This window comes from Halorubrum sp. B53, assembly GCF_059752395.1.
Window position 1 is genome coordinate 235,739 of record NZ_MWTH01000016.1, and the last position, 26,643, is coordinate 262,381.

The 26,643-nt window shown below is 71.1% G+C and carries 28 protein-coding genes; 15 read left to right on the forward strand and 13 right to left on the reverse strand.

Annotated elements, in window-relative coordinates:
* Window positions 1-4: 4 nt before the first annotated feature.
* Window positions 5-979, reverse strand: a complete 975-nt coding sequence (locus B4V06_RS17645) for a transcription initiation factor IIB (RefSeq protein ID WP_123114252.1) — start codon at window positions 977-979, stop codon at window positions 5-7.
* A 222-nt stretch (window positions 980-1,201) separates the two neighbouring features.
* Between B4V06_RS17645 and B4V06_RS17650 the strand changes: the two genes are divergently transcribed.
* From B4V06_RS17650 to B4V06_RS17660, 3 genes are all read left to right on the forward strand, one after another.
* Entirely contained in the window at window positions 1,202-1,984 is a 783-nt protein-coding gene (locus B4V06_RS17650; protein ID WP_123114251.1) for a cobalamin-binding protein, read from the forward strand.
* A 75-nt stretch (window positions 1,985-2,059) separates the two neighbouring features.
* Window positions 2,060-2,614: a DUF84 family protein gene (locus tag B4V06_RS17655; protein ID WP_123114250.1), complete on the forward strand. Its 555-nt coding sequence runs from the start codon at window positions 2,060-2,062 to the stop codon at window positions 2,612-2,614.
* A 168-nt stretch (window positions 2,615-2,782) separates the two neighbouring features.
* The gene (locus tag B4V06_RS17660; RefSeq protein ID WP_123114249.1) at window positions 2,783-3,037 is read left to right on the forward strand and encodes a DUF7123 family protein; all 255 of its coding nucleotides are present in this window, start codon (window positions 2,783-2,785) and stop codon (window positions 3,035-3,037) included.
* Between the two features lie 32 nt (window positions 3,038-3,069).
* Here B4V06_RS17660 and B4V06_RS17665 read toward each other — a convergent pair whose 3' ends face one another.
* From B4V06_RS17665 to B4V06_RS17680, 4 genes are all read right to left on the reverse strand, one after another.
* Window positions 3,070-3,687, reverse strand: coding sequence for a winged helix-turn-helix transcriptional regulator (locus B4V06_RS17665; protein ID WP_498170846.1), 618 nt, complete (start codon window positions 3,685-3,687; stop codon window positions 3,070-3,072).
* A 127-nt stretch (window positions 3,688-3,814) separates the two neighbouring features.
* Complete coding sequence (locus B4V06_RS17670) at window positions 3,815-4,951, reverse strand: SPFH domain-containing protein (protein ID WP_498170848.1); 1,137 nt, start codon at window positions 4,949-4,951, stop codon at window positions 3,815-3,817.
* Window positions 4,952-5,126: 175 nt separating this feature from the next.
* Entirely contained in the window at window positions 5,127-5,567 is a 441-nt protein-coding gene (locus tag B4V06_RS17675) for an SRPBCC family protein (RefSeq protein WP_498170850.1), read from the reverse strand.
* Window positions 5,568-5,583: 16 nt separating this feature from the next.
* The gene (locus tag B4V06_RS17680) at window positions 5,584-7,587 is read right to left on the reverse strand and encodes a bacterio-opsin activator domain-containing protein (protein WP_123114245.1); all 2,004 of its coding nucleotides are present in this window, start codon (window positions 7,585-7,587) and stop codon (window positions 5,584-5,586) included.
* Window positions 7,588-7,708: 121 nt separating this feature from the next.
* Between B4V06_RS17680 and B4V06_RS17685 the strand changes: the two genes are divergently transcribed.
* Both B4V06_RS17685 and B4V06_RS17690 read left to right on the forward strand, forming a co-directional pair.
* The gene (locus B4V06_RS17685) at window positions 7,709-8,752 is read left to right on the forward strand and encodes a Brp/Blh family beta-carotene 15,15'-dioxygenase (RefSeq protein ID WP_498170852.1); all 1,044 of its coding nucleotides are present in this window, start codon (window positions 7,709-7,711) and stop codon (window positions 8,750-8,752) included.
* A 79-nt stretch (window positions 8,753-8,831) separates the two neighbouring features.
* Window positions 8,832-9,584: a protein sorting system archaetidylserine synthase gene (locus B4V06_RS17690; protein ID WP_123114243.1), complete on the forward strand. Its 753-nt coding sequence runs from the start codon at window positions 8,832-8,834 to the stop codon at window positions 9,582-9,584.
* A gap of 133 nt (window positions 9,585-9,717) precedes the next feature.
* On the opposite strand, the gene psmB is transcribed toward B4V06_RS17690, so the two are convergent.
* Together psmB and B4V06_RS17700 are read right to left on the reverse strand one after the other, a co-directional pair.
* Window positions 9,718-10,449, reverse strand: a complete 732-nt coding sequence (gene psmB / locus B4V06_RS17695; protein WP_123114242.1) for an archaeal proteasome endopeptidase complex subunit beta — start codon at window positions 10,447-10,449, stop codon at window positions 9,718-9,720.
* Window positions 10,450-10,635: 186 nt separating this feature from the next.
* Entirely contained in the window at window positions 10,636-10,809 is a 174-nt protein-coding gene (locus B4V06_RS17700; RefSeq protein ID WP_176329333.1) for a hypothetical protein, read from the reverse strand.
* 317 nt (window positions 10,810-11,126) lie between these two features.
* Between B4V06_RS17700 and B4V06_RS17705 the strand changes: the two genes are divergently transcribed.
* Window positions 11,127-11,864, forward strand: a complete 738-nt coding sequence (locus B4V06_RS17705) for a uracil-DNA glycosylase family protein (RefSeq protein WP_123114241.1) — start codon at window positions 11,127-11,129, stop codon at window positions 11,862-11,864.
* A 399-nt stretch (window positions 11,865-12,263) separates the two neighbouring features.
* Here the strand turns inward: B4V06_RS17705 and B4V06_RS17710 are convergent, their stop codons facing one another.
* The 4 genes from B4V06_RS17710 to B4V06_RS17725 all read right to left on the reverse strand — a co-directional run bounded on the left by B4V06_RS17710 (window position 12,264) and on the right by B4V06_RS17725 (window position 16,549).
* Complete coding sequence (locus B4V06_RS17710; RefSeq protein ID WP_498170856.1) at window positions 12,264-13,478, reverse strand: asparagine synthase C-terminal domain-containing protein; 1,215 nt, start codon at window positions 13,476-13,478, stop codon at window positions 12,264-12,266.
* A gap of 5 nt (window positions 13,479-13,483) precedes the next feature.
* Entirely contained in the window at window positions 13,484-14,167 is a 684-nt protein-coding gene (locus B4V06_RS17715; protein ID WP_123114239.1) for a PHP domain-containing protein, read from the reverse strand.
* Window positions 14,168-14,666: 499 nt separating this feature from the next.
* Entirely contained in the window at window positions 14,667-14,933 is a 267-nt protein-coding gene (locus tag B4V06_RS17720; RefSeq protein WP_123114238.1) for a DUF7513 family protein, read from the reverse strand.
* Window positions 14,930-16,549 (reverse strand): Na+/H+ antiporter NhaC family protein, encoded by a 1,620-nt coding sequence (locus B4V06_RS17725; protein ID WP_123114237.1) that lies wholly within the window; start codon window positions 16,547-16,549, stop codon window positions 14,930-14,932. Before B4V06_RS17725 ends, B4V06_RS17720 begins: the two co-directional genes overlap by 4 nt.
* Window positions 16,550-16,903: 354 nt before the next feature.
* On the opposite strand from B4V06_RS17725, the gene B4V06_RS17730 reads away from it, so the two are divergent.
* From B4V06_RS17730 to B4V06_RS17745, 4 genes are all read left to right on the forward strand, one after another.
* Complete coding sequence (locus B4V06_RS17730; protein WP_123114236.1) at window positions 16,904-17,374, forward strand: 30S ribosomal protein S15; 471 nt, start codon at window positions 16,904-16,906, stop codon at window positions 17,372-17,374.
* Window positions 17,375-17,514: 140 nt separating this feature from the next.
* A complete protein-coding gene (locus tag B4V06_RS17735) occupies window positions 17,515-18,729 on the forward strand; it encodes an exonuclease RecJ (protein ID WP_498170860.1) in 1,215 nt (404 codons plus the stop codon).
* Window positions 18,726-19,055 carry a KEOPS complex subunit Pcc1 gene (locus tag B4V06_RS17740; RefSeq protein WP_498170862.1) on the forward strand — a complete coding sequence of 110 codons (330 nt, stop codon included), beginning with the start codon at window positions 18,726-18,728 and terminating at the stop codon, window positions 19,053-19,055. The genes B4V06_RS17735 and B4V06_RS17740 overlap by 4 nt, the downstream gene beginning before the upstream one ends.
* Complete coding sequence (locus B4V06_RS17745) at window positions 19,052-19,699, forward strand: 30S ribosomal protein S3ae (protein WP_123114233.1); 648 nt, start codon at window positions 19,052-19,054, stop codon at window positions 19,697-19,699. Before B4V06_RS17740 ends, B4V06_RS17745 begins: the two co-directional genes overlap by 4 nt.
* Window positions 19,700-20,187: 488 nt before the next feature.
* Here the strand turns inward: B4V06_RS17745 and B4V06_RS17750 are convergent, their stop codons facing one another.
* The gene (locus tag B4V06_RS17750; protein WP_498170865.1) at window positions 20,188-20,727 is read right to left on the reverse strand and encodes a GNAT family N-acetyltransferase; all 540 of its coding nucleotides are present in this window, start codon (window positions 20,725-20,727) and stop codon (window positions 20,188-20,190) included.
* A 114-nt stretch (window positions 20,728-20,841) separates the two neighbouring features.
* On the opposite strand from B4V06_RS17750, the gene B4V06_RS17755 reads away from it, so the two are divergent.
* Window positions 20,842-21,120 carry a DNA-directed RNA polymerase subunit L gene (locus B4V06_RS17755; RefSeq protein WP_123114231.1) on the forward strand — a complete coding sequence of 93 codons (279 nt, stop codon included), beginning with the start codon at window positions 20,842-20,844 and terminating at the stop codon, window positions 21,118-21,120.
* Window positions 21,121-21,253: 133 nt separating this feature from the next.
* Window positions 21,254-22,282, forward strand: coding sequence for a glycosyltransferase family 4 protein (locus tag B4V06_RS17760; protein ID WP_498171076.1), 1,029 nt, complete (start codon window positions 21,254-21,256; stop codon window positions 22,280-22,282).
* Window positions 22,283-22,315: 33 nt separating this feature from the next.
* Here B4V06_RS17760 and B4V06_RS17765 read toward each other — a convergent pair whose 3' ends face one another.
* On the reverse strand, window positions 22,316-22,636 hold the full coding sequence (locus B4V06_RS17765) for a DUF7510 family protein (RefSeq protein ID WP_123114229.1): 321 nt from the start codon (window positions 22,634-22,636) through the stop codon (window positions 22,316-22,318).
* A gap of 132 nt (window positions 22,637-22,768) precedes the next feature.
* Between B4V06_RS17765 and B4V06_RS17770 the strand changes: the two genes are divergently transcribed.
* Genes B4V06_RS17770 through B4V06_RS17780 form a run of 3 tightly spaced genes read left to right on the forward strand, consistent with a single transcriptional unit; the run spans window position 22,769 to window position 26,606 of the window.
* Window positions 22,769-24,043, forward strand: a complete 1,275-nt coding sequence (locus B4V06_RS17770) for a Single-stranded DNA binding protein (protein ID WP_123114228.1) — start codon at window positions 22,769-22,771, stop codon at window positions 24,041-24,043.
* Entirely contained in the window at window positions 24,040-25,791 is a 1,752-nt protein-coding gene (locus B4V06_RS17775; protein WP_498170870.1) for a hypothetical protein, read from the forward strand. Before B4V06_RS17770 ends, B4V06_RS17775 begins: the two co-directional genes overlap by 4 nt.
* Window positions 25,791-26,606 (forward strand): metallophosphoesterase, encoded by an 816-nt coding sequence (locus B4V06_RS17780; protein ID WP_498170872.1) that lies wholly within the window; start codon window positions 25,791-25,793, stop codon window positions 26,604-26,606. The genes B4V06_RS17775 and B4V06_RS17780 overlap by 1 nt, the downstream gene beginning before the upstream one ends.
* Window positions 26,607-26,643 lie beyond the last annotated feature (37 nt).

Here is a 26,643-nt window from a genome sequence, read left to right on the forward strand (position 1 = left end):
GGCCTTACGCGACGAGGCCGTCTTCGGCCTCCAACAGCTCGTGGTACCGGTTCCGGATGGTGACCTCGGAGATGTCGGCGACCTCCGAGACGGCGGCCTGCGTCGTCTTCTCGTTGGTGAGGAGGGCGGCGGCGTAGACGGCGGCGGCCGCGAGACCGACCGGCGACTTGCCCGAGTGGACGCCCTTCTCCTTGGCGTTGCGCAGGAGGCTCTTCGCGCGCATCTCGGACTCCTCGGAGAGCTCCAGGTCGGAGGCGAAGCGGGGGACGTACTGCTCGGGGTCGGCCGGCTTCACTTCGAGCTTGAGCTCGCGGACGACGTAGCGGTACGTCCGGGCGATCTCGGCCTTCTCGACGCGGGAGACGTCGGCGATCTCGTCGAGGCTGCGCGGGACGCCGGCCATCCGGGCGGCGGCGTACACGCAGGAGGTGGAGACGCCCTCGATGGAGCGACCGGGGAGCAGGTCCTCGTCGAGCGCGCGGCGGTAGATGACCGAGGCGGTCTCGCGGACGTTGTCCGGGAGCCCCTGCGCGCTGGCCATGCGGTCGATCTCGCCGAGCGCCTGCTTCAGGTTGCGCTCCTTGGAGTCGCGGGTGCGGAACCGCTCGTTCCACTTGCGGAGCCGCTGCATCTTCTGGCGCTGGCGGGCGCCGAGCGACCGGCCGTACGCGTCCTTGTCGCGCCAGTCGATGTTCGTCGAGAGCCCCTTGTCGTGCATCGTGTTGGTCGTCGGGGCGCCGACGCGGCTCTTCTCGTCCTTCTCGCGGGAGTCGAACGCGCGCCACTCCGGCCCGCGGTCGACCGAGTCCGCCTCGACGACGAGCCCGCAGTCGGCGCAGACGCTCTCGCCGTGCTCCTCGTCGTTGATGACGTTCCCGTCGCATTCGGGACAGCTGAGCGTCTCGTCGGTCTGTTCCGATTCCTCCTCGTCCGTCTCGGTTCGGGAGCGACTCCCCCGCGTGTGTAATCGTTCACTCATGGCTAAACCCCCTCTCGGTAACTGAACACGGGCCGAGAGCGATCTTGTCCGATAGACGGCGGAACCGAACTTAAAACGACCGGAACGTGTCGCCCGAAACCCGACGAAAGGACACGATCTATCACGCGGTTTCGGGCAGTGACACGATCGCCGAGCGACGGGTCGTCGGCATCGCCGCGCCGACCGAAACGCTTGGGCCGCCGGCGTCCCGAATGGAGGGCGATGACCGCTCCCCGCGTCGTCTCGCTGGCTCCGAGCGCGACCGCGACCGTGACCGCCCTCGGCGCCGCCGAGACCCTCGTCGGCGTCACCCACCTCTGCGACCCGTCCGCCGCGGCGGGGTCGGCGCACGGGAGGGAGTCCCCGCTCGCCGTCGGCGGCTGGCTGAACCCCGACCTCGACCGCGTCGCCGACCTCGACCCCGATGTCGTCCTCACGAGTGACGGGTTGCAGGCCGACCTCGCCGACGAGTGCAGCGAGCGCGGGTTCGACGTCCGTCACCGCGAACCGGCGACGCTCGACGAGGCGGTCGAGGCGTTCGCCGCCCGCGGCGCCGACGTGGGTCGCCCCGAGGCGGGCGAGCGGCTCGCCGAGGAGTCCCGAGCGCGACTCGATCGAGTCGCCGAGGCGGTCGCGAACCGCTCGCGCCCGACGGTCTACTGCGAGGAGTGGTCGGACCCGCCGATGGCCGCCGGGAACTGGGTGCCCGACGCCGTGCGCGCCGCCGGCGGCCGCTACCCCTTCGTCGACCCGGGCGAGCGCTCCCGCGAGGTCGACCCCGCGAGCGTCGAGGCGGCCGACCCCGACCACCTCGTCGTCCACGTCTGCGGCCACGGCGACCGGATCGACCCCGCGACCGTCGCGGAGCGCGACTGGGCCGTCGACGCGCCCGTGCACGTGATCGACGACTCCCTGTTAAATCAGCCCAGCCCCGCGCTGATCGACGGCGTCGAGCGGCTGGCCGGGCTGTTTCACCACGAGGCGTTCCCGGAGACGGCCCCGTAGCCGCGCTGAGACGCCCCCGTAACCGCGCGGAGACGACCCGACGCCTATTCGTGCCCCCATCTCCCAACCCCCGGTATGCGAGTCGGCGTCGGCAGCGGCAATCCGGTGAAGCGGCGCGCGGTCGAACGGGTCCTCGAGTCGTCGCGGGGGATCGACCTCGCCGACGAAATCGACGGCGACCCCGCGACCGTCGCAGTCGAGTCGGTCCCCGTCCCGTCGGGCGTGAGCGAGCAGCCGACGGGCCACGCCGAGACGGTCGCCGGCGCGGAGAACCGCGCCGAGGCGGTCCTCGACGCCGGCGACTACGACCTCGCGGTCGGGATCGAGGGGGGCGTGGCGCGGTTCGAGGGCGCCGACGGGCTCTTCCTCGTCATGTGGGCGGCGGTCTCGGACGGGTCGCGCACGGGACGCGGGAGCGGGCCGAGCCTCGAACTCCCCGCAGACGTCGCCGCGCGGATCGAGGACGGCGCGGAGCTCGGCCCCGTGATGGACGACCTCCTCGACACGACGGGAGTCGCGAGACGCGGGGGCGCCGCGGGGGCGCTCACGGCCGGTCGCGTCGACCGCGCCGACGCGCTGTCGACGGCGGTCGCCGGGGCGCTCGGGCCGTTCGTCTCCGGGCTGTACTGAGCCGGAGGGCGTCGGGCGGGCTCGGGGCGCCTCGCGGTTCGGTCATCGTACCGAAAGCGGGGACTGGGCCGGTATTCGGCGGGGCGCTCGTCGGCGAAAACCGCCCGACTGCGGCGTGTTAATCTGGTCTACCAACCCGCTTATGCACGGACACCGCCTGTATCGGGTATGAGCACAGTCCAACCCGACGCGGTCGCTGCCGAGCCCGCCGGCCTCTCCGGGAAACAGGCGCGGATCCTGGGGTACCTGCGCGAGAACGCCGGCGACCGGACGTACTTCAAATCGCGACTGATCGCCGACGACCTCGGACTCTCCGCGAAGGAGGTCGGCGCGAACATGGGCGCCGTCGCCGACGCGGCCGTCGACATCGACGTCGAAAAGTGGGGGTACTCCTCCGGAACGACGTGGATGGTCACGGAGTGAGTCGAGACGACGCGTAGGGGCGGCGTCGCCGACTACGGGTCGTACGCGACGAGGTCGGCCGCGTCGTCCGCGAAGGCGACGGCGTCGGCGTCGAACGAGTCGGCGTACCGGACCACGAGCGTGAGCAGCCGCTCCGGCTCGGTCAGCGCGTAGCCGTCGGTCCGGTCGAGCAGTCCGGCGTCGTCGAGCGCGGCGGCCGCGGCGCTGATCGTCGGCCGCGAGACGTCCAGCGCGGCCGCGAGCTCCGCGCCCGTCGCGTCCGGGTCGCGAAGCAGCGCGAGGACCATGCCGCGGGGGGTGTCGCGGCGGAGGTAGCCGAGCGCGCGCTTGTCGAGGTCGTCGAACCGGTCAGCCGGGAAGTACCGGCGGTAGTCGGCGTCCTTCGTCGACTCGATCTCGCCGGCCTCCGCTAACTTCCGGAGGTGGTACTGCGCCTCGCCAGTCCCGAGCCGGAGGTCGTCGCGGAGCTTCGAGAAGTGGGCGCCGGGGGTCGTCGGCACGTACCCGCGGATCGCCTCGCGGGTCTCGTTGGCGTCTTCCCCGCCGCTTCCCTCGTCCGCGCTCGCGGTCCCGACGAACGGCGCGGCCGCTCCGATGGCGGCGAACCGCCGGAGCGTCTCCCGCTTTCGTCCGTCGAACCCCTCAGTCACGCGAAGGAATAGTCGGTGCCGCGACAAAAACACTTCGCTCGGGGCAGCGTCGGAATATCCGGTCGTTCGGGCGGCGATACGGGAAGATACGTATCGCGAGCGGCGGCGGTATCGGCGTCGCGGCCGATCAGGTCTCTCGCTCGACTTCTTCGTCGACCGGCTCCTCGTCCATCTCCTGGATGACCTCGTCCGCGGACTTGATGTCCGCGCCGGCGCCGCCGGCCTTGACCGCCTCGGCCTCCTTCTCCAACTCCTCGACGTCCATCTCAGCGGACTCCTCGATCTGGCCGAGGATCTCGTCGATGTCGTCGAGACCGAGCATCTTGCGGGTGTCGTCGTCGAACTCCTGTCCCTCCAACCCCTCCATCTGCTGGACGTCGGAGCCGGAGAGGGCCTTGCCGTAGCGGCCGACGAGGCTGGTGAGCTCCTGCGGGAGGACGAACGTGGTGGACTCGCCTTTGCCGATCTCTTCGAGCGTCTCCATCCCGCGCTCGATGATGGCGCGCTCGCCCATCGACTCGGCGGAGCGCGCGCGCAGCACCGTCGAGATCGCGTCCCCCTGCGCCTCGAGGATCTGGCTCTGTTTCTCCCCCTGCGCGCGGATGATGTTCGACTGCTTGTCCCCCTCCGCCTGCTCGACCGCGGAGCGGCGTTCCCCCTGCGCCTCGAGGATCATCGCGCGGCGGCGACGCTCGGCGGAGGTCTGTTGCTCCATCGCCTGCTGGACGTCCTTCGAGGGGTTGACCTCGCGGACCTCGACGCTCTCGACGCGGATCCCCCACTCGTCCGTCGGCTCGTCCAGCTCCTTCCGGATCTTCGCGTTGATCTCCTGGCGCTTGTTGAGCGTGTCGTCGAGCTCCATGTCGCCGAGGACGGCGCGAAGGGTGGTCTGCGCGAGGTTCGAGACGGCCTTCTTGTAGTCGTCCACCTCGAGGAACGCCTTCTTGGCGTCCATCACCTTGATGTAGACGACCGCGTCCGCCGTCACCGGCGAGTTGTCCCGCGTGATCGCCTCCTGACGGGGGACGTCGAGCGTCTGCGTCCGCATGTCGAACGCGTACGTCCGGGAAACGAACGGCGGAATGAGGTTGATACCCGGTTCCAGCAGCTTTCGGTACTCGCCGAACACCGTGAGCGTCTTCTTCTCGTAGGCGTCGACGATCTCGAACGACTGCCAGAGCGTGACGACCACGAGCAACAGGAAGAGCAGCCCGACGCTCACCAGGCCGAAGCCGAGACCGAACTGGAGGGAAATCGGATCCATGCCCCGAGGTTAGGCCATCCCGTTCTTAATACTTCGCCCGAGCGAGCGTTCGTTCCACCGATTTCGGCGGGCGACGGCGAGCGGCCGCGGGCGGCGACGTCGTCCGTCACCCGGCGGCGATGTCGTCCGTCACCCGGCGGCGATGTCGTCCGTCACCCGGCGGCGACGTCGTCCGTCACCCGGCGGCGCCCTCGAACCGCTCCGCGACGGCGTCGAGCGTCGCCCGGACCTGTCGCTCGTTGAAGCGGCGGATGACCGGCTCGCCGAGAGCGGTGAGGGCATTCTCCGGGAGGTCGTACTCCGCCGCGTACGTCAGTCTCGTCCCCCCGTCCACGGGCTCGAACGTCAGGTCGATCGTCCCGGTCAACCGGCCGCGGAGCTCGAAGGTCATCCGCTCGGTCGGCTCGTGGACGGTCTGGACGATCTCCCCGTCGACGCCGAGGCCCGCTATCCGGTAGGTGTACGCCAGCCGCTTCCCGCCGTTCGGGAGCCGCTCGACGTCTCTCACGTCCTCGAGGCGGGGCGTGACGGCGGCGTGGTTGCGCGGGTCGTCGAGGAAGGCGAAGACCGATTCCACGTCCGCGTCGATCTGGGCGGAGTCGCGTGCGGTAAACATTAGGCGGGACGACGACTCAGTTTCGCGACCGCGGGTCGACGTACGCCTCCACGAGCTTGCGCTCGGCCGCCCGGAGGTGCTGGTGGAACGTCTGTCGGGTGATCCCCATCCGCTCGGCGATCTCCGAGCCGTCGACCGGGCGGGGCCACTCGAAGTAGCCGTTCAGCTCGGCCGTCTTCAGGGCCGACCGCTGGCGGTCGGTGAGCCGGTCGTCCACGGCCGCCGCGAACTCCGTCAGGCTCCGATCCCGGCTCTCGCGCTCGACGCGGGAGCGGAGCTCGACGCCGTCGTACTCCGCGCGGAACACGTCGAGCATCCCGCGCACGTCCTGCTCGGGCGGCGCCTCGATGGTCAGGCTCGCGCTCGACGCGTCCGCCGTGGCCTCGACGACGACGCCGCCGTACTCCGCGAGCCGCGTCAGCGGCGGCGACTCGGTGGCGGTCACGGCGATGGTGACGTCGTCGTCCGTCTCGGAGACCAGCCGGACCGACTCGACGAACGGCAGCGCCTCGACGGCGCTCACGTCCTCGGTCGGGTCCGTCACCCTGAGATACAGCTCGCAGGCGTCGTCGTCGAGGCGCGTGGTCCCGAGGTGCTCGATCGGGCCGTCGAGCGCGTCGGCGACCCGCGAGAGCGAGAACGAGCGGTCCCGGATCGCGACCTGCAGTTCCACGACGCGGTCGGTCGTGAGGATGCGCGTCGTCTCCACCGAGTGCATCCCGTTGGCGATCATCTTCCCCACCGACTCGCAGACCTTCCGCTCGCGGCGGTCGAGGGCGTTCCCCTCGCTGCTGTAGATGCCCAGCAGGCCGTACCGCCGGTGGCCGTAGGTGATCGGAACGACGAGGAACCGCGGGGCGCCGACCGCGCTCGGAGAGAGCGGTCCGCCGGGGGCGCTCCCGGCTGAGCACCCCTGGATCTCCTCGGTCTCGATCGCCTGACCGATCTCGCGCGGCGTCTCGTCGAGGGAGAACGACGCGTCTGCCTCGACCGAGACCCCGCTCGCCGCGGTCACGTCCAGCCGCCCCGTCGCCGACGAGACCTCGGCGATCCAGCCGCCCTTGTACCCCGGCTCGTCGGCGATCTCCTCGCAGACGCGCTCGGCGATGGTCTCCCGGTCCCGGCTCTCGACGAGGATCCGGCTGATCTCGCTGAGCAGTCCGTTCACCCGACCGAGGACCCGGTCAAGTGCCCGTCGCTCCGTCGCGAGTTTCTCCGCGCGCTCCTCGGCGAGCTGCTCCGCGCGCTTGCGGTCGGTGACGTCGTTCTGGAACCCGACGTAGTGGGCCACGTCGCCGTCGGTGTCGTACACCGGGGCGACCGTCAGCTCGTTCCAGAAGGGCGTCCCGTCCCGTCGGTAGTTCCGGATCTCGACGGTGATCTGCTCCTCCTCCGAGATCGCCGTCGAGAGCCGTTCGACCGTCTCGGGATCCGTCCCGGGCCCCTGCAGGAAACGGGGATTTCGGCCGAGGGCCTCCTCGACCGGGTACCCGGTGTGCTCTTCCCACGCGTCGTTGACGTACACGAGGGGCAGATCGGGCAGCTCCGGATCGCTGAGACTGACGCCGACGGGCGCCTCGCTCACGGCGCGACTGACCTCCTCGGCCGTGGGCTCGTGCCCAGAGATGTCCTGCTTTGCACCCGGCGCGCCCTCCGCGGAACAGACCGTCGAGACGTCTGTCACCAGCCGGTCGATCGACGCGGAGCCGTTCTTGTGGAGGAACTCGTCGACGCCGCTCTCGAAGGCGGCCTCCAGAACGTCCTCGTCCTCGACCGCGGAGAACATCACGACCGGAACCTGTGCGTCGGACTCCTCGATCGCCTCCGCCAGCGCGAGGCCGTCGTCCCCCGGCAGAGAGTACTCGCTCACGATGCAGTCGTACTCGCCAGTGGTCACCTTCGCGACGGCGGACGTGGCGCTGTTGACCGTCGTCACGTCGAACCCGGCGGCGCCGAGCGCCGACGTGATGCGATCGCTCCCCTCCTCCGGATGGACCAACAGGGCCCGGGAACCCGGCATGGCACTCCCTTGGTCGTCCGACGGATTAAGCGTTGATACCGACGAACCCCCGTGGGAGGATCCGTGAAAATCGACATAGTATGGGTGAGCACACAACGACCAGGCGCCCGTACGGTCACCCATGTCGACGGGATCCGTGAGCCACGCCGGTGGTCGTCGTCTCGAACGACCCGAGCGAATCGCCGTGAACGCCTCGCGCGCGGCGCTGCTGCTTCTCACCGTCGCGTTCGCCGGGCTGTACGCAACCGGAGCGGAGCTGTCCCTGCGGACGCAGATGCTCGCGTACCTCGTCGGGATGGTCGCGCTGAACCTCCCGCACGGCGGCTACGAGCACTTCTCGAATCTCAGGCGGCGCGGGCTCCCCTTCGGCGCGCGCTACGTCGGGCTCTACCTCGCGTTCGTCGTCGGCTTCGTGGGGCTGTTCGTCGTCGCCCCGCTGCCGGCGCTCGCACTTGCGTTTGGCACGGCGGTCGCGAAGGGGGGTCACGGCGACCTCCACGTGATGGACGCGCTCGTCGGCACCGACCACCTCGTCTCCCGGCCGCAGCGCGCGCTCGCCTCGCTCGTCCGCGGCGGCGCCGTGATGATCGTCCCGGCGGTCGCGTGGACGGAGACGTTCTACGGGTTCACCGGCTACATGCTGAACGTGTTCGACGGGCAGCTCGTCGGCCCGGCGGCGAGCTCGCCGGAGGCGGTCACGACGGCGCTCGGCGCGATATACGGCCTCGGCGTCCTCCTCCACCTCGGCGGGGGGCTCGCGACGGGCGGCGGCGTCACGCGGTCGTGGCTGCTCGACGCCGCCGAGACGCTCCTGCTGGTCGCCTACTTCGTCTTCGTGCCCGTCGTGGTTGCCATCGGGCTGTACTTCCCGCTGTGGTACTCGCTGCGGCAGTCCGCGCGGAGCATGGTCGTCGAGGAGGCGCGACCGAGCCGGACCGAGGGCGTCTCCGTCGTGATGGCGTGGGGCGTGCTCGTCGTCGGCGCGTTGGTGACCGCGCTCGTCGCGACCTCGCTGTGGATGGTCGCCCCGAACCCGCTCGCGGGCGCCTCGCTGCTGCCGGGGGCGGTCGCGTTCTACACTATCTTCGTCTGCGTCATCGCGCTCCCGCACGTCGTCGTCGGCGAGTGGCTCGACTTCGGGCGGGGGATCTGGTACGTCCCCTGAGGCCGCGACCCCGCCTCGCCGCGGTCCGATCGCTCGTCGGATAACAAACCCTAAAACCCGCCTCGTCGACCGATCCGGTATGCGTTTCCGGTTCGTCGGACAGCTCGGGCTCGCAGACGCCGTGACGGTGACGAACGCGGGCGTCGGCTTCCTCGCCGTCGTCGCCGCGGCCGTCGACCTCGAGCTCGCCGCCCGACTGGTGCTGCTCGCCGCCGTCGCCGACGGGCTCGACGGCGTGGTCGCCCGGCATCGCGGCTCGACGGAGGCCGGGCCCTACCTCGACTCGCTGGCCGACGTGGCCTCCTTCGGCGTCGCGCCCGCGACGCTCGTCGCGGTCGTCGTCCTCGACGCGGCGTCGTTCGCGACCGATCCCCTCCTCGTCGCTGGCGGGGTCGGCGCCGGCGCCCTGTTCGTTGCGACGGCGGTCGCCCGGCTCGGCCTCTACACGGCGTACGACAGCGGCGCCCGCGAGACCGTCGGCGTGCCGACCACGCTGGCGGCGACGATCCTCGCGGCCGCGGTGATCGCCGGCTACACCGACCCCGCCCTCCTCGCGGCGGCGACCGCCGCGTTCGCGGTGCTCATGGGGACGACGATCACGTACCCGGATCTCCACGCGCAGGACGCGCTCGTGATGGGCGTCGTGCAGGCCGCCGTCATCCTCACGCCGGCCGGGCACATGGCCACCGCCGCCCTCCCGGCGTGGATCGGCGAGGGATTCGCGTTCGCGCTCCTCTTCTTGGCGTGCGGCTACCTCCTCCTCGGCCCGCGGTTCTACTGGGGCGACGGGATCCGGTCGCCGCCCGACGACGCGGACGAACGCGGAGTCTAACTCTCGGCGACGCGAGAGAACGCGATGTTCGAGTACCGACAACGCGAGAGAACGCGACGAGCCGGCGGCTCGGGGGAGCGGGTCGAGAACGGAATAAAAAGCGAGTCGCCGAAGGCGCCTCCGACGGAGCCGTTTACAACAGGTCGTCGAAGTCCTTGTGGCGGGTGATGTCGACGCCGTCCTCGGTGACGACGGCGACGTTGATCCCGTTGCCGGACGCGAGGTCGCGCTCGACGGCGGACTGGATCGCCTTGGCGGCGATGGTCTTCGCCTCGTCGACGGTGACCTCGTCGTGGTACTCCTGTTCAAGCACACCGAGGGCGTACTGGGAGCCGGAGCCCGTGACGGTGTACTCCTCCTCGGTGGTGCCGCCGAGGGCGTCGATGGAGTAGATGTGTGCGCCGTCGTCGTCGACGCCGCCGAGGATCGGCTGGACGATGAAGAACGCGCCCGTCCGGAGCAGGTTCCCGGTGAGCGTCGACAGCGCCTCCATGGACATGTCCTGACCGCGGCGGGTCTCGTAGAGGCTCGTCTCGGCCTTGAGCGTGGAGATGAGGTTCTGCGCGGCGGAGACGGAGCCGGCGATGGTCAGGGCGCCGCGGGGGTGGATCTCCTCGACCTTCTGGACGTCCTTCGAGGAGACCATGCCGCCGAGGGAGGCGCGCATGTCGGTGGCCATCACGACGCCGTCCGCGGTGCGGATGCCGACGGTCGTCGTCCCGGTCTTCATCTCGCCCTCGCCGTCGGCCTGCGCCGCGCGGCGCTCGCTGTGTTCGAACTCGCCGAGCTCGGGACCGAAGACGGGCTGGTCGCGGCCCAACTCGTCAGCCGGTCCCTCGGAGAGGTCGCCAGTCGGTGTTCGCATTACGACTCCGTTGGCTCGGCGCGCTGATAAAGGCAACCCTTCGCGGACCGCCCGCCGGTTCCGACGGGCCTATTCGTCCCGGACAGTCGCGGCCCGCGCGTCGCCGTCGCGTCGGTCGATCGTCTCGCCGTCGATATCGCTGTCGCTCGGCGGTGTGGACGAACGGTCCGGGTCGAAAACGGTCGCCTACTCCTCGACGCGCTCGTACACCTCACCGGTCGTCTCGACGAGCCGGCCGATGGGGACGTTGATGCCGAGGCGCTTGCGAGCGAAGACGGCCATCGGGAACAGCGAGATACCGATCGCGACGGTCGCTTGGTGGATCCCGAAGAGGGCCGCCGAACGGATGCGGTCGAACATGGGTCTTCGAACGACCGGAACGGAGGTGTATATAAATACTTTCCGGGGGGCGGGTTTCGAGTACCCCGACGCTGTCATGCGATTTCGAGTCGTAGATTAACGATTATGAAATATAATCGGGGGGCTGTCACGATCGGGATATCCACGGGGGTGTGAACCCCGCTCGTTTCCATAAGTTATGCGTAGCCTTCGCGCCTCGTGCGCCTCGCATCGGGGCGCCGCGGCGGTCCACGTGAGGGGGTTCGGGACGGCGACGCGGGGCCGCCTCCGACCGCAGACCGAACGGGATTTATCCGGAGCGTCGCGTACGGTGAGACGTGCAGAACGTTACGGACCGGACGCGCAACCCCTTCGGGATGCGGCCGGACTGCCGGTCGTTCGTCCCCGGCTACGGCGACGCCAACGCCGACTTCCACGTCGTCGGCGACCACCCCGGCGTCCACGGCGGCGTCGAGGCGGGCGTCCCGTTCACCGGCGAACCGTGGTCACCCGCGTTCCTCTCGGCGCTGGCCGAGGGAGGACTGATCGCGGGGGTCGCCGAGGGGACGGCGCCGGACGGGACGGCGGCGACCGGCGAGACCACGGCGGCGACGAGCGACGAGACTGCCGCGGCGAGCGACGGAGGCGGTGAGGGCGACCCCGTCGCCGAGCCGATCCGCACCGAGCGCACGTACTTTTCGTACCTCCACATGTGTGTGCCAGACGGCGACCCGACCGCGGCGTCGTACGACGACATGGAGCGGTTCTTCGACGCGGAGCTGCGCGCGATCGCCGCGCACGTTCTCCTGCCGGTCGGCGCCCGGGCGACCGAGCACGTCCTCGAACAGTACACGGCGCGGGCGTGGAAGACCGAGGTCGACATGGACGCGCTCCACGGCGAGGAGATCCTCGGCTCCGGGTGGCTCGTCCTCCCGATCAAGGACCCGGCCGAGTGGGAGGCGGGTGACGCCGACCGGCTCGTCGACGGCCTTCGGGAGCTGCGGTCGACCGACTTCCGTCGCGAGAGCGACCTCGGGCGCTTCATCGCGGGCAGCGACCCGTACCTCGTTCGGTGATCGGTCGGCCTGCGAGGCGCGGATGCGCCGTTTCGACCGCGCGTCGACCACGGGCGCCGTTTCGACCGCACGTCGATCAACTAGTCGGATGCGCGTGCGGTTTCCTCCCGCCTCCGGCCCGCGGATCGGTGTATCGAGATCGAATACGCCAGTTCGGTGCCTGATCGTCAGCAATAGCCCGACTGCGACAGTCATATTTGTCACTACTCCCCGAATTTTATACCGGTCCCCGCTTTTCGTCACCGGACGCCCGAACGATCGGGCGTCGGCCGTAGGACTGGTACTCCATACGGCGGCTTGGTCAGCAGCGGCCCTCACGGGCCGTTTCTCGTCGAAACGCGTCGAGCGCGCAGCGGCGGCGCCGGCGGCGAGAGCCGACCGGTGAGGACGGGGGTTGCGTCAGTCGGTCGTCAACAGGTCCTCGATGTACCGCCCGACGTGGTCGTCCATGCGCCGCTTGAACCCGGCTTGCCGCGCGAGCCGGTCGAGCTCGCGGGAGACGTAGGTGCCGTACTGGACCGCTTTCTTGTCGGCCGTCCGGACCGACTCCGGCACGCGCCCGGCCGCCGCCCGCCGGAGCGCGACCTTCCGCTCCCCGTCGCTCGCGAGCAGCTCACCCGGCAGCGCGAGCGCGGCCGCGACGACCCGGTCGTCGAGCAGCGGCGCGACCGGCTCGACCCCGGCCGCGCGGAGCGCGAGCACGTCGCGTTCGAGCTGGTCGGGGAGCGTCCGGACGGTCTCGGTCCGGGCGCCCCGCACGGTGTCGGCCGCGACCCGGTCGTCGGTCGCGGGATCGACGACCTTGCTGTACCCGCCGAACAGCTCGTCGGCGCCCTGTCCGACTGCGAGCCGGTCGATCCCGTCGGCGGCGGCCGCCTCGCCCGCGAGGTACAGCGGCACCGCGATCGCGAGGTCCATCGGGTTGCGCCGCTCCGTCGCGTCGGCGACCTCGCGGACCGCGCGCAGCAGCTCGCCGTGGGTGATCTCGACGACGCGCAGGTCGCGGTCCATCGCCGCGGCCGCCTCGCGGGCGGCCGCGACGTCGTGACACCCCTCGAAGCCGGCGACGTAGCAGGGCGCGTCCGGGTCGCCGGCCGCGACGAGTCCGGAGTCGACGCCGCCGGAGAAGGCGACCGCGAGCCGGCCGGACCCCCCGGATCTCCCGAGGCCGCCGGACTCCTCCGCGAGCCCGCCGAGCGCGGCGTCGACCGCGGCGTCGACCGCCGCCTGCGCGGCCTCCGGCTCGGCCGGCGGTCCGTCGGGAAGGGTCCAGACGCGGTCGACCCCGGCGGCGGACGCGACGCTTCCCGCCGGGACCGGAACCGGGTCGTCGAGGGCGGTCCGGTCGAAGCCCCACGCGCCCGGATCGATCGGTGCGCGACCGCTTGCGGCGGCCGAGTCGCCGCCGGTCGCCGAGTCGATCGCCTCGCGCTCGGCGAACAGCGGCTGGCGGCCGAGCGCGTCGCGAACGAGGACCGGTCCGTCGCGGGCGGGCGGGTCGGCGAGCAGCCCCGCGAATCCGCGCCCGCCGGGGAGGGGATCGCCGTCGCTGAGGGCGTCGCGGACGCGGGCGGGAGGCGCCCCGCGCAGGTCGGTGGGCGAGGAGCCGGCCATCGTGGTCAGCGGAGCGCGTTGAGCGCGCGGAGCGCGCGGCGCTTGGCGCCGCCGCCGAACTGGCGGAGCGAGACGCGCCACGGGGTCCGCTTCCCGACGACGCTGGTCCGGCCGTCGCGGATCGCGGAGAGGATCGCGTCCGCCGTGGGCTCGTCGGCGTCGACCTCGGTCACGGCCTGCCCGACCATCTCCGAGATGTGGGCGTCGCTGCCGGCGGTCATCGGGATTCGGTTCCGGAGCGCGAACTTCTCCGCCTGTCGGTTCGAGCGCCCCGTGAACAGCCGGGAGTTGTACACCTCGAGGGCGTCCGCGCCCGCGAGCTGCTCGTCGGTGATGTGGGCGGCGACGCCGTGGCGGGACTTCTGGAAGGGGTGGGGGACGACCGCGATCCCGCCCTGGTCGCGGATCCGGTCGAGCGTCTCGTCGAAGGGGAGCCCGCTCTCGACGCGCTCGTCGATGCCGAACGCGAGCACGTGGCCGACCGCGCAGGTCACCTCCATGCCGACGATGCCGACGAGCCCGTAGTCGGGGGCCTTCTCGGCCGCCTCGAGGCTGGCGTCGATCTCGTCGTGGTCCGTGACGGCGAGCGCATCCAACCCGACCGCCGCCGCCTGCTCCAAGAGCAGGTCGATCGGGTCGCGCCCGTCGTAGGACAGCGCGGAATGCGCGTGGAGCTCGACCGATAGCACGCCTCCCGTTTCGGTAGTCGTCTTAAAAAGCGCCCCGGTCCGCCGACGCCGTCAGTCCGAGCGCCGCGCGTGTCTCCGGCGCCGGCGACGTGGTGGTTAAAACCCAGCGCGGCGGCGCGCCTCCGAGCGGCCGCCCTCGGCGGTCGCGAGGAGCCCGCGAGGGAGTCGGTGGTCCGGAGCGAAGCGGAGGACCACCGACGAGGCTGGGGAGGCGTGAGGTGCGGTTGCGGGTGGGACTCAAAGGGGCAGCTGCGAGGCGGGCGCAGGCGACGTAAGCACCACAGGGAGCGAGAACGCGAGCGACCGAGGAGCGCAACGAGCGTGCGCCCGCCTCGCAGCTGGGGCTTTGGAGGAGTTCGCCGTCGATCAGTCGTCAGCGACGTATAGCCGAGCGGCTGGGCGTATGCAGGCGATCACCGCCGATCCGAGCGAGGTCATTTATAAACAAACGAACCGATTTCCGGCAAAAGAGTCCAACAGCGCACTCTCGCCGACTCGTTCAGAACGCGCTCTCGCCGACCGTCTCCCGGTAGGTCCCGGTGCCGCGGTGGGCCGTCTCGTCCCACGTCTCGACCGCGACGCGGACGCGGGTGTTCAGGGCGTCGTCGGGAGCGCCTTCGATTCGGAGCGTCGAGTCACCGATGCGGGCGACCGTCTCGCCGCCCGCGTCGCCGGTGACCATCACCTCGATCACGTCGCCGGGCTCGTAGCTCGGGGTCGAACTCCGGAGCGACCAGCCGGCGAGGAACTTCTCGAAGCGGCTCATGCGCGCGACACCTCCTCGGAGATCCGGTCGGGGATGTACTCCCGCCCGAAGCCGGTGATCGCGGCCAGCAGGAAGACGATCACGAGGAACCAGCCGTGGAAGACGTACGGCACGACTTCGACCGGGTTGACGACCATCTCGGGGCCGTACTGCTCGCCGAGCCCGCCCGGTCCGACCATCACCTGATAGCCGACGAGGACGCCGCCGGCCCACGGGAAGATGTACCCGAGCGCCGAGGTGTTGGCGTCGAGGATGTTCGCGCGCCGGTAGCCGTTGATGTTGAACTTCTCGCCGATGCGCGCGATGTACGGCGCGATCGCGATCTCGGCGGCCGTGTTGATCGTGATCATCCCGTTGATCGTCGCCGTGCCGAGGACCATCGTCAGCTCCGCGCGACGGACGTTGGTCGCGACGGAGTCGAGCAGGAACTCCTGGATCGCCGCAAAGCCGCCGCCGCGGATCATGATCTGCGCCATCGCCACGATCAGCAGGGTCAACACGATGAGCGGGAAGAAGCCGATCGCCCCGGAGTAGAGGCTCCCGCCCACGCCCGCGGTCTCGCCGACCTGCACGAACGGGAGCGCGGTCGCGGGGGTGGGGTCGGTGGTCGTGAACACGAGGATGTCGGCGACCGACGAGAGCCCGAAGGCGAGGTTGAACGCGACGGCGACGATGAGCCCCCACGAGATAGCCTCGACGATGTGGCGGCCCGCGACCGCCGTCGCGATGACGACGCCCATCGAGATCAGGTGGACCAGCCCGGGCGCGGTCGCCGTTTCTCGAAGCGCGGCCGCGCCCTCCAAGCTCGCGCCCGAGAGGACCGATCCCATGATCAGGTAGGCGACGAAGGCAGGCACCGCAGCGAGGATCGCGTACTTGAACCGCGAGGCGACGACGCCGCCGATGTCGGCGTCCTGCGTCACCGCGCTCACGATCGTGGTGTCGCTCACGGGCGCGAGGTTGTCGCCGAAGACGGCGCCCGAGAGGATCGCGGCGAACAGCAGCACCGGGTTCGCGCCGATGAGGACGCCGGCCGGGAAGAACAGCGTCACGAACGCGACGGTCGCGCCGTACCCAGTCCCGATCCCGGTCGCGAGCAGGCCGCAGAGGACGAACGCGGCCGCGGGGAAGGTGGACGCGCCGACGCTCAGGGCGTCGGCGGCGAAGATGAGCCCCTCGACGAAGCCGCCGACCTGCAGCGTCTCGGCGAACATGCCGGCCCACAGCCACGCCACGATAGCGGTCGCGGCGACGCGCTGGGTCATCCCCTCGAAGATGGTGTCGGCGTACGTCTTCCAGTCGCCGCGCACGAGGAACATCCCGAGGATGGTCCCGACGAGCGCGCCGATGACGAGGCCGTTCGTGTCGCCGATGCCGAGGACACCGCTCTGGACGATCGCCCAGAGGATGAAGAAGGCGATCGGTACCGTGCTCGCCCACTTGCCGCCGTAGAAGCTGATCCGGGGCTCGTTCGGCTCCGCCGACTCGTCGCCGAATCCGCCGTCGGCGACGGGCCTCCGGTCGCCGGGCGACCCGCGGTCGCTCTCGGGCGGGGCGTCGTCCGGTCGTTCGCCGTCAACTCGATCCGCCGAATCGTCGTCTGGTGGGCCGGTCATATGTCTCTCCTACGCAGGCGGTGACAGACGACCCACCTAAAGCCTCGTTTTTCGCGTCGGCCGTCCGACAGTCGATCGATTTCGGCCGGGAGGCGGCGCGAGTCACAAGAACACGCTTAAGAGCCCCGACGGCGACAGCACGAACGGGAACAGCACAGCTGCAGATCCGACTCGCCGGGGCCTCTTTCGCCCGCGGCTTGGGAATGTAGCAGTGCACCGACGCCTCCGGCGTCGCGGCTCGGGCCGATCCGCTCGCGCGGACCGCCCCCTCGGACCCGCTCGACGCGAGCGGCCGACAGCCGCGCCGCGCGGAGTCGCGGTCACGTTGTGGTTGTGCCGTTCCAATTTCAGATAATGGCACGAATGCACACGCGCCGTCGCGGTTCGTCCGGTTCGGACAAGCCGGCGACGGACGAGAACCCGGAGTGGAGCGACGTCGACGCCGAGGACATCGAGTCCCGCGTCGTCGAACTGGCGGAGCAGGGCCACGACCCCAGCGTCATCGGCCTCAAGCTCCGTGACGAGGGCGTCAAGGGCGTTCCGGTGCCCGACGTCAAGCTGGCGACCGGCAAGAAGCTCACCGAGATCCTCGAGGAGCACGACGCCGCCGACGACTACCCCGAGGACCTCCGCAAGCTGATGGAACGCGCCGTCCGCCTCCGCGAGCACATGGCGGAGAACGATCAGGACCACCAGAACAAGCGCGCGCTTCAGAACACCGAGTCGAAGATCCGCCGCCTCGCGAACTACTACCGCGGCGACGAAATCGACGAAGAGTTCACGTACACGTACGAGCGCGCCGCCGAACTGGTCGGCGACGAGTAGCGACGACGTCAGTAGCGACACCGACGAACAGACGCGCAACCGAAGACGACGCGCAACCGAAGACGACGCGACACGCGACACACACGACGAACAATCCACGACCCGCGAACCGCCCACGACCGCACTCGACACGCCACAACATGACCGAAGCGACGTCCGCCATGCCCGCCCCCGACGCCCTCGCCGACGTCCTCGCAGACGCGCCGTTCGCCCGGCTCGTCGCGACCGACGACGGCGACGCGCTGGCAGCCGCGGGGCTGCTCGCCCGAGCGCTGCGAGCCGTCGGCACGCCGTTCCAGGTCCGAGTCGCCGCCGACCCGGTTCCCGACGACGCCGACGACGGCGTCGCGGTGACCGTCGGCGCCGCGCGCGGCCCGCACGCGATTTCGGGCGCCGGACGCCCGGCGAGCACGGACGCGTTCGCGGTCTCGCGCGCGCTCGGCGTCGAGCCGGACCCCGTCGTCGCCCTCGCGGGCGTCGTCGCGGCCGGCTCCGTTCCCGGAACGGACGGCTCCGGCGACGCGCTCGACGCCGCCGAGGCGTCGGAACGCGTCCGCCGGCGACCCGGCGTCGCGATCCCGACCGCGGACCTCGCGGACGGGCTCGCGGCCTCGACGCTCGTCCGGACGCCGTACTCCGGCGACACCGAGGCCGCGCGCGCCGCGCTGGCGGAGCTCGGGCTCCCGGCCGACCTCGACGACGACGCCCACCGACGCCTCGCGTCGCTGGTCGCCGTCGACGTCGCCGACGCGGACGGCGCGAGCGCGCGAGCGGCCACGGCGGTCGAGCGCGCGCTCCGCCCCTACGCGACGGACGGCCCGTTCGAGACGGTCGGCGGCTACGCCGACATCCTCGACGCGCTCGCCCGCGAGGCCCCCGGCACGGGGGTGGCGCTGGCGCTCGACGCCGACCCGAGCGACGACCTCCGGACCGCCGCGCTCGACGCGTGGCGGTCCCACGGGCTGGCGGCGCACCGCGCGCTCGACGCCGCGACGACCGGCCGATACGACGGCTGCGTCGTCGCCCGCGTCGACATCGCGGGAGGCGACCGTCCGGACGAGGGCGACGCCGACGACGGCGACGCCGCGGCCAGCCGACCGGCCGCCGTCCTCCCGACCGTCGCCCGGCTCGTCCGCGACTTCCGGTCGCCCGAGCCGGTCGCCATCGCGGTCGACGAGTCGGCCGGTCGGCTGGCCGCGGCGGCGGTCGAGCCCCTCGGGCTCGGCGACGCCTGTCGGTCGGTCGCGACCGCGACCGGCTGGGGCACCGCCGAGCGCGGCGGGATCGCGGTTAGCACGAACGAGACCGACGGCGACATCACGGGCGCGCTCGCCGCGCTCAGGGAGGCGCTATGAGCGAGGAATCCGCTCCGAGCGGGGAGTCCGCCCGGGGCGACGGGGCGACCCGGACGGCGACCGTCCGGACGACTCACGCCGACGCCGCCCTCGTCGCCGCCGCGCTCGCCCCGGACGAGACCGACTCGATGGCCACCCGCGTCGACGGCGACGCGATCGAGTGCGCCGTCGAGCGGCCGACGACCGGCGGGCTGCGGTCGACCGTGGACGACCACGTCGTGAACCTGCGCGTCGCGGACCGAATCGTCGAGCGCGCGAGGGCGCACCTCGCGGCCGACGACGGAGGGCGCCGCTCCGACACCAACGGCGACACCACCAACACATGAGCGAACGATCCGTATCCAAGAGCAGAGAACAGAAGCGCTGGTACACCGTGCTGGCGCCCGAACAGTTCGACCGGCAGGAGCTCGGCGAGACGCTCGCCGAGGAGCCCGACCAGGTCGTCGGCCGCACGATCACGACGACGCTCGGCGAACTCACCGGCGACTCCGGCGCGAACAACACCAAGCTGACCTTCAAGATCACCGACGTCGGCAGCGACACGGCCTACACCGAGTTCATCACGTACGAGCTCACGCGGGACTACCTGCGCTCGCTCGTCCGCCGCGGCGCCTCGAAGGTCGAGGCGTCGATCACGGTGCTGACGACGGACGACTACCGCATCCGCGTCCAGCCCGTCGCGCTGACGACCAAGAAGGCCGACCGCTCCCAGGAGAAGGCGATCCGCCGCGTCATGATCGACAAGGTCCACGCGGCCGCCGAGGAGCGCACCTTCGAGGCGTTCGTCGACGCCATCGTCGAGGGGAACCTCTCCTCGGCCATCTACGGCGAGGCGAAGCTGATCTACCCGCTGCGCCGCGTCGAGGTCCAGAAGCTGACCCTCGAGGCGCGTCCGCGCGAGGTCGCCGCCGAAGAGGAGACCGCCGTCGACGTCGACGCCGACGAAGTGGCCGTCGACGCCGACGAGTAACGCCTCGTCGAACGCGCCGACGCGACTTTTCCGTTTATCAGCCGCGTAGCGGCGGCATCGCTGTGAATTCCCGCGAGCGAAGCGGACGCGACGGTTCTATTTATAAATAGAGACCGTAAGAAGTCGGTGCGAATGCGGTGGCGCGTGCCTCCGAGGCCGCCTCGCGGCCGAGGAGCGCGCGCGAGGGAGTCGGTCGCCCGGAGCAACGCGGAGGGCGACCGACGAGGCTGGGGAGGCGTGAGGTGCGGGGCGGCGCTGTGCGGGGTGGGACTCAAAGGGGCAGTCGGGAGGACGGCGCAGGCGACGGAAGCACTGGAGGGAGCGAGCAACGCGAGCGACCGAAGCGCGCAACGAGCGTGCGCCGTCCTCCCGACTGGGGCTTTGGAGGTGTTCAGCGCCGATCTGTTGTCAACAAAGTATACCCGAGCGGGTGGGGCTTTGGAGGCCTTCACCGACACATCTGCGATACGCTATTTATAAAACGCCACTCACTCCACTGATCGCGTCAACTGCCGTCGATACGGCTCGAACCCCTGTTTCTCGTAGAACGCCATCGCGCGCTCGTTGTCGACGTCGACGTCGAGCCGCAGCCGGCCGCAGCCCTGCTCTCGCGCGTCGCGCTCCGCGCGCTCCATCAGCCGGTCGGCGAGCCCGCTCCCGCGGTGCGCCTCGGCCACGTAGAGCTCCCCGACGACGAGCCGGTCCGGGCGGTCGAACGGGTCGGGACACTCGTCGACGCTCGTCAACAGGAGGCCCGTCAGCTCCAGGTCGGGGTGCGTAATGGCCGCGGTCGCGGGGTCGACATCGGCGTCGTCGGAAGCCGTCGCTGCCACCCACCCGCGGTCGCCCGCTTCCTCGAGCCGGGTCCGGGTGAACGCGACGTTGCGCTCGACGAACCGCTCGTCGGGCCAGTCGGCGAGCGCGTGCGCGTCGACCCGCTCGGCGAGCTCGCGGTGATAGGGGAGCCACAGCTCGGCCGCGTAGCGGCGGAGGGCGTCGTCGACGGGCGGGAGGCGTCGGATCTCCACGCGGCCGACTGCGTCCACGCGGCTTAAAAAGGCTGCCGTGGCGTGCGGGTCGTCCGCAACCCCCGATATCCGGGAGACGAAAGCTTGAAACGCCGTTCGCCCGACCGAACGAGTATGGAACTGCGGGTCATCGAGAAGACCGACACGGAACTCCGCATCGAGATCGCCGGCGAGGACCACACGTTCATGAACGTGCTGAAGGGCGTCCTCCTGGAGACGGACGGCGTCGCGGCCGCGACCTACGACATGAACCCCGAGCAGTCCGGCGGCCAGACGGAGCCGGTGCTGACGGTGAAGTCGGAGTCCGACGACCCGCTCGACCTGCTCGCGGACGCCGCCGAGGCGATCACCGACCGGACGGGCGCGCTGCGCGACGCCGTGCAGGCGGCCTGAACCGGGGCTCGACCGGAGCCGCCGAGCGCCTTTTATACGCTCCCACGCCCTCGCGAGCCGCTCGGCCGGCCGAACGAGGGGCATACCTAAGTGCCAACTCCAGAAACGGGGTGGTATGCCACCGAGCGTACTCATGCTGGGATGGGGATACCCGCCGAACATCACCGGCGGGCTCGACGTCCACGTCGGCGAACTGTTCTCCGGGCTCCGCGACGACCTCGGGGTGGAGGCCACCCTCGTGTTGCCCGCGGAGTTCGCGCCGGACGACGAGCCCGGGCTCGAACCCGTGGAGACGGGCGACGGCGACGTCGCCGCCCGCGTCGAGCGACTCAGCGACCGATTCGCGGAGCTGGCGCCCGACCACGACGTGATCCACACGCACGACTGGTTTGGCTACGCGCCGGGGCGACAGGCGGCCCGCGCGTCGGACGCGACGTGGGTCTCGTCGTTCCACTCGCTGGCGAGCGACCGCAACATCGACCCGCCCAAACGCGAGGTCGAGACCGAGCGCCGGCTCGCGAACGCCGCCGACACGAACATCGCCGTCAGCGAGATCGTCCGCGGCGACATCAGGGAGCTGTACGACGCCGACTCCCGGGTCGTCTACAACGGCTTCTCGACGCCGGAGTTCTCCGGGAAAGACGTCCGCGAAGACCTCGGTATCGACGGCGAGATGCTGTTTTTCGTCGGCAGACACACCGACCAGAAGGGAATCTCCCACCTGCTGTACGCGATGAAGAAGCTCCGCGGCCGCGACGTCACCCTCGTCGTCGGCGGGTCGGGCCACCAGACCGAGCAGCTGAAGCGGTTCGCCGAGCTCCTCGGCATCGACGACCGCGTCGAGTTCGTCGGCTACGTCCCCGAGGCGGAGCTCGGCGACTACTACGCCGCGTCGGACGCGTTCGTCTCGCCCTCGTACGCGGAGCCGTTCGGGATCACGATCACGGAGGCGCTGGAGGCGGGGACGCAGGTCGTCGCGACCCCCGCGGGCGTCGCCGAGGTGCTCCCCGAGGGCTGCCTCGTCGAGGTCGAGGTGGACTCGGAGTCGATCGTCGACGGGCTCATCGAGGCGCTCAACCGCGAGGAACCTCCGCAGTATGAGCGCCGCGAGTGGCTGGACGTGGCGGAGGACACGCTGGAAGTGTACGAAGACGTCGCGTAGAGGCCGACGCTCGGTCCGACCGCGTACCCGGTTCTACTCCTCGTCGGCGCGGTACACGTCGAACTCGGTCGCCGTCTCGGGATGGCTGATCCGGAATCCTTCGGCCGTCTCGACCACGCCGCGGGTGCTGCCGGAGCCGCCGCCGTACGGGCTCTCCTCGCCGTCGACGCCGCTCCCGCCCTGATACGGCGAGGTGTACGGCGACCCCGAGACGGGCTCGTCGAACCCCTCCGGCGGGAGGTAGATCCGCTCGCCGCCCGCGGACCGAACGACGACCGCGATGTCTCGAGTCCCGGTGACGTCGATAACGGTTCGCTCCCCGGTGACGCGCGCGTCGACATCGATCTCGTCCATGCCCCACGTTGCGGACGGGGACGGTTTAGCACTACCGGCCGTCGCGGAGCGGCGGACCGGCCGCGTCGCCGCGCGCGCCGCGACCACCCCGGTGGTGAATCCTTTTGTGCGGTCGCGTCGAAGTCGATTCCGATGGACGTCAACAGCCATGCCGAGGAGCTCGCCTCCGACCTCGGCGTCGACAAAGAGGAGGTCAAAGCCGACTTAGAGAACCTACTGGAGTACAGCGTCCCGATCGACGAGGCGAAACAGAGCGTCCGCCGGAAGCACGGCGGCGGTGGCGGCGGCTCGACGCCGACCCCAGACGCCGTCGACGTGGGCGAGATCACCACCGACCACGACGGCGTGACGGTCACGGTCAAAGTGCTCACGCAGGGAACGCGGACGATCCGGTACCAGGGCGATGACCTCACGATCCGCGAGGGGGAGATCGCCGACGAGACGGGCGTCATCTCCTACACGGCCTGGCAGGACTTCGGGTTCGAGCCCGGCGACTCGCTGACGATCGGCAACGCCGGCGTCCGCGAGTGGGAGGGCGAGCCCGAGCTCAACCTCAACGACTCCACCACCGTCGCCATCGCCGACGAACCGGTCGAGGTCGACCGCGAAGTGGGCGGCGACCGGAACCTCGTCGACATCAGCGCGGGCGACCGCGGGCGCAACGTCGAGGTCCGCGTGCTGGAGGTCGACGAGAAGACGATCTCCGGACGGGACGGCGAGACGGAGATCCTGGAGGGCGTCGTCGGCGATGCGACCGCCAAGCTGCCCTTCACGGACTGGCAGCCCCGCGCCGAGTTGGAGCCGGGCGCCGACCTCCGGATCGAGGACGTGTACGTCCGCGAGTTCCGCGGCGTCCCCTCGCTCAACCTCACCGAGTTCTCGGCGGTCACGCCGCTCCCCGACCCCGTCGAGGTCGCCGAGGACGCCCCCCGCCTCTCGATCGGCGAGGCGGTCGCCTCGGGCGGGATGTTCGACGTCGAGGTCGTCGGCAACGTCTTAGAGATCCGGGACGGCTCCGGGCTCATCGAGCGCTGTCCCGACTGCGGCCGCGTGGTCCAGAACGGCCAGTGCCGGAGCCACGGCGACGTCGACGGCGAGGACGACCTCCGCGTGAAGGCCATTCTGGACGACGGCACCGACACCGTCACCGTCGTGCTCGACGACGAGCTCACCGCCGAGGTGTACGGCGGCGGGCTCGACGACGCCCTCGACGCCGCGAAAGAGGCGATGGACAAGGAGGTCGTCGCCGAGGAGATCGCCGACTCGCTGGTCGGGCGCGCGTACCGCGTCCGCGGGAACCTCTCGGTCGACGACTACGGCGCCAACCTCGACGCGAGCGAGTTCGCGCTCGCGGACGACGATCCGGCCGACGCCGCCCGCGCCGCGCTCGCGGAGGTGGGCGAATGAGCGACGACGGGCCGGGCGCCCGCGAGGTCGCCCACCGCGTGTTCGCCGCCGAGTTCGACGACGCCTCCCTCTCGTACTCCGAGAGCGACGAGGAGCGCGCCCCGAACTACGTCGTCACGCCGACCGGCGCGCGCGTGAACCGGCTGTTCGTCGCCGGTGTGCTCACCGAGGTCGAGCGCGTGAACGACGAGACGCGCCGCGGCCGGGTCGTCGATCCCTCCGGCGCCTTCGTCACCTACGCCGGCCAGTACCAGCCCGAGGCGCAGGCGTTCTTAGAGCGCGCGGACCCGCCGTCGTTCGTCGCGCTCACGGGGAAGGCGCGCACCTTCGAGCCGGAGGACTCCGACCGCGTGTTCACTTCCGTCCGCCCCGAGAGCCTCAACGAGGTCGACGCCGACACCCGCGACCGCTGGGTCGTCTCCGCCGCGGAGGCGACGCTCGACCGCCTCGCCGTCTTCGCGAAGTCGCTCGACTCGGACCTCCGCGGCGACGAGCTCCGCGCGGCCCTCGAGTCGGGCGGCGCGCCCGCGTCGCTGGCGGCGGGAGTCCCGAAGGCGATCGCCCACTACGACACCTCGACGGCGTACGTCGAGGCGGTCCGGCGGCTCGCCGTCGACGCGCTGGAGCTGATCGCCGGCGACCGCGACGAGGTCCGCCCGCTCGACCTCGCTCCCGACGCGGGCGACGACGCGGCGATCGGCGCGCTCCCTGAGACCGACGTAACGATCGAGGCGCCGACCGGAGCCGCGGCGCCGGGGGACGGCGTCGAAGCCGCCCCCGATTCCGAGACCGAGGCGACTGCCGGTGCTGAGGCCGAAACGGCCGACGATACCGAGGCCACGGCAGACACTGACACCGAGGCCACGGCAGACACCGGAGCGACTGCGGATCCCGACGCCGAGGCCACGGCAGACACCGGAGCGACTGCGGATCCCGACGCCGAGGCCACGGCAGACACCGGAGCGACAGCGGATCCCGACGCCGAGGCCACGACAGACACCGGGGCGGCCGCGGCGGTCGACGCCGGCGGCGACTCCGAATCTGGTGGAACGACCGAGACTGCCGAGGGCGACGCGGTCGACGGCGCCGGGGAGCCCGCAGCGGACGACGGAGACGGCGGACTCGGCGACTTCGAGACCGGCGGCGACGACCTCGACGCAGCGGACGACATCGGCACCTCCGAGGGAACCCTCGACGCCACCGGGGGAGACGACGACGCTGTCGTCTCGGCCGAGCCCGACGATGTCGACCCCGACGATGTCGACCCCGACGACATCGACCCCGCGGCCGACGAGATGTACGAGCTCGACGAGGAGGAGCGCGAGGAGATCGAGTCCGAGTTCGGCACCGACTTCGCGACCGGCTCGGAGGTCGACGAGCCCGGCGAGGCTGACATCGACGTGCGGGACCCAGAGGAGCTGCAGGAAACGCCCGAGGACGCGGCAGCTACCGACATCGACGCCGACGCTGCCGAGACGGTCGACACGAGCGACGACTCCGCCGGATCGGACGTCGACGACGGCGCGGACGAAACACCCGACGAGGCCGCCGACGTCGACCTCGAAAGCGCCGTCATCGACGCGATGGGCGCGCTCGACGACGGCGACGGCGCCGACCGCGAGGCGGTCGTCGACCGCGTGGTCGCCGAGCACGGCGTCGCCGACGACGACGTGGAGGACGCGATCCAGGACGCGCTGATGAGCGGGAAGTGCTACGAGCCCGGCGACGGGGTGCTCAAGCCGATCTGATGGCGTCGGGCGCGTCGCCGAGCGTCGAGCCGGTGGTCGGCGAGCCGGCCGCGGTGGCCGACCTCGGCGGTGAGCGCACGCTGCTCGTCGCCGACGTCCACGCCGGCATCGAGGTCGGTCTCCGCTACGAGCGCGGCGTCGAGCTCGACGACCGAGCGGACGAGCGCCGCGAGCGGCTCTGCGACCTCCTCGCGGAGACCGGCGCCGACCGGCTCGTCGTTCTCGGCGACCTCGCGCACCGTATCGCGGCGCCCGAGGGCGAGGAACGCGAGGAGCTGAAGGCCCTGATCCGAGCGGTGACCGACCGGGTCCCGATGACGCTCGTCGAGGGGAACCACGACGCCGGCGTCGCCGAGGCGTTCGCCGCCGATCTCGACGTGATCGGGACCGGTGGGGGCGTGCTCGACGGCGGTGAGGGCGACGACGACAGCAGCTCCGAGGCCGGCGGCATCGGCGTCTGCCACGGCCACACGTGGCCGGACCCGGCGCTCCTCGACGCCGACGTGGTGTGCATGGGCCACGAGCACCCGCAGGTGAGACTGGAGGATCCGGTCGGCGGCTCGCGAGTCGAGCGCGCGTGGCTCCGCGGACGGATCGGCCCGGGAGCGTTCGTCGAGGGAGGGGATCCGGACGCGATCGGCGCCGGAGACCCGCCCGAACTCGTCATCTTCCCCGCGTTCAACGAGCGCTCCGGCGGGACGTGGATGAACGTCGACGGGCAGTCGTTCCTCGCGCCGTTCCTCCCCGACGCGCTCCCGGCGGGCGACGCGTACCTGCTGGACGGGACGCGACTGGGCGATTTCCGACGTATCTGAGGCTCGCTCTGGGCGCCCGACTCGACTCCGTTCCCTC

Excerpts from the sequence above, each read along its gene's own strand:
- B4V06_RS17780 (WP_498170872.1), top strand. The coding sequence starts at position 25,791 with ATGGCGTCGGGCGCGTCGCCGAGCGTCGAGCCGGTGGTCGGCGAGCCG.
- B4V06_RS17650 (WP_123114251.1), top strand. The coding sequence starts at position 1,202 with ATGACCGCTCCCCGCGTCGTCTCGCTGGCTCCGAGCGCGACCGCGACC.
- B4V06_RS17730 (WP_123114236.1), top strand. The coding sequence starts at position 16,904 with ATGGCACGAATGCACACGCGCCGTCGCGGTTCGTCCGGTTCGGACAAG.
- B4V06_RS17770 (WP_123114228.1), top strand. The coding sequence starts at position 22,769 with ATGGACGTCAACAGCCATGCCGAGGAGCTCGCCTCCGACCTCGGCGTC.
- B4V06_RS17745 (WP_123114233.1), top strand. The coding sequence starts at position 19,052 with ATGAGCGAACGATCCGTATCCAAGAGCAGAGAACAGAAGCGCTGGTAC.
- B4V06_RS17740 (WP_498170862.1), top strand. The coding sequence starts at position 18,726 with ATGAGCGAGGAATCCGCTCCGAGCGGGGAGTCCGCCCGGGGCGACGGG.
- B4V06_RS17735 (WP_498170860.1), top strand. The coding sequence starts at position 17,515 with ATGACCGAAGCGACGTCCGCCATGCCCGCCCCCGACGCCCTCGCCGAC.
- B4V06_RS17775 (WP_498170870.1), top strand. The coding sequence starts at position 24,040 with ATGAGCGACGACGGGCCGGGCGCCCGCGAGGTCGCCCACCGCGTGTTC.
- B4V06_RS17675 (WP_498170850.1), bottom strand. The coding sequence starts at position 5,567 with ATGTTTACCGCACGCGACTCCGCCCAGATCGACGCGGACGTGGAATCG.
- psmB (WP_123114242.1), bottom strand. The coding sequence starts at position 10,449 with ATGCGAACACCGACTGGCGACCTCTCCGAGGGACCGGCTGACGAGTTG.
- B4V06_RS17670 (WP_498170848.1), bottom strand. The coding sequence starts at position 4,951 with ATGGATCCGATTTCCCTCCAGTTCGGTCTCGGCTTCGGCCTGGTGAGC.
- B4V06_RS17710 (WP_498170856.1), bottom strand. The coding sequence starts at position 13,478 with ATGGCCGGCTCCTCGCCCACCGACCTGCGCGGGGCGCCTCCCGCCCGC.
- B4V06_RS17760 (WP_498171076.1), top strand. The coding sequence starts at position 21,254 with ATGCTGGGATGGGGATACCCGCCGAACATCACCGGCGGGCTCGACGTC.
- B4V06_RS17725 (WP_123114237.1), bottom strand. The coding sequence starts at position 16,549 with ATGACCGGCCCACCAGACGACGATTCGGCGGATCGAGTTGACGGCGAA.
- B4V06_RS17660 (WP_123114249.1), top strand. The coding sequence starts at position 2,783 with ATGAGCACAGTCCAACCCGACGCGGTCGCTGCCGAGCCCGCCGGCCTC.
- B4V06_RS17755 (WP_123114231.1), top strand. The coding sequence starts at position 20,842 with ATGGAACTGCGGGTCATCGAGAAGACCGACACGGAACTCCGCATCGAG.
- B4V06_RS17700 (WP_176329333.1), bottom strand. The coding sequence starts at position 10,809 with ATGTTCGACCGCATCCGTTCGGCGGCCCTCTTCGGGATCCACCAAGCG.
- B4V06_RS17655 (WP_123114250.1), top strand. The coding sequence starts at position 2,060 with ATGCGAGTCGGCGTCGGCAGCGGCAATCCGGTGAAGCGGCGCGCGGTC.
- B4V06_RS17690 (WP_123114243.1), top strand. The coding sequence starts at position 8,832 with ATGCGTTTCCGGTTCGTCGGACAGCTCGGGCTCGCAGACGCCGTGACG.
- B4V06_RS17720 (WP_123114238.1), bottom strand. The coding sequence starts at position 14,933 with ATGAGCCGCTTCGAGAAGTTCCTCGCCGGCTGGTCGCTCCGGAGTTCG.
- B4V06_RS17765 (WP_123114229.1), bottom strand. The coding sequence starts at position 22,636 with ATGGACGAGATCGATGTCGACGCGCGCGTCACCGGGGAGCGAACCGTT.
- B4V06_RS17645 (WP_123114252.1), bottom strand. The coding sequence starts at position 979 with ATGAGTGAACGATTACACACGCGGGGGAGTCGCTCCCGAACCGAGACG.
- B4V06_RS17685 (WP_498170852.1), top strand. The coding sequence starts at position 7,709 with ATGTCGACGGGATCCGTGAGCCACGCCGGTGGTCGTCGTCTCGAACGA.
- B4V06_RS17680 (WP_123114245.1), bottom strand. The coding sequence starts at position 7,587 with ATGCCGGGTTCCCGGGCCCTGTTGGTCCATCCGGAGGAGGGGAGCGAT.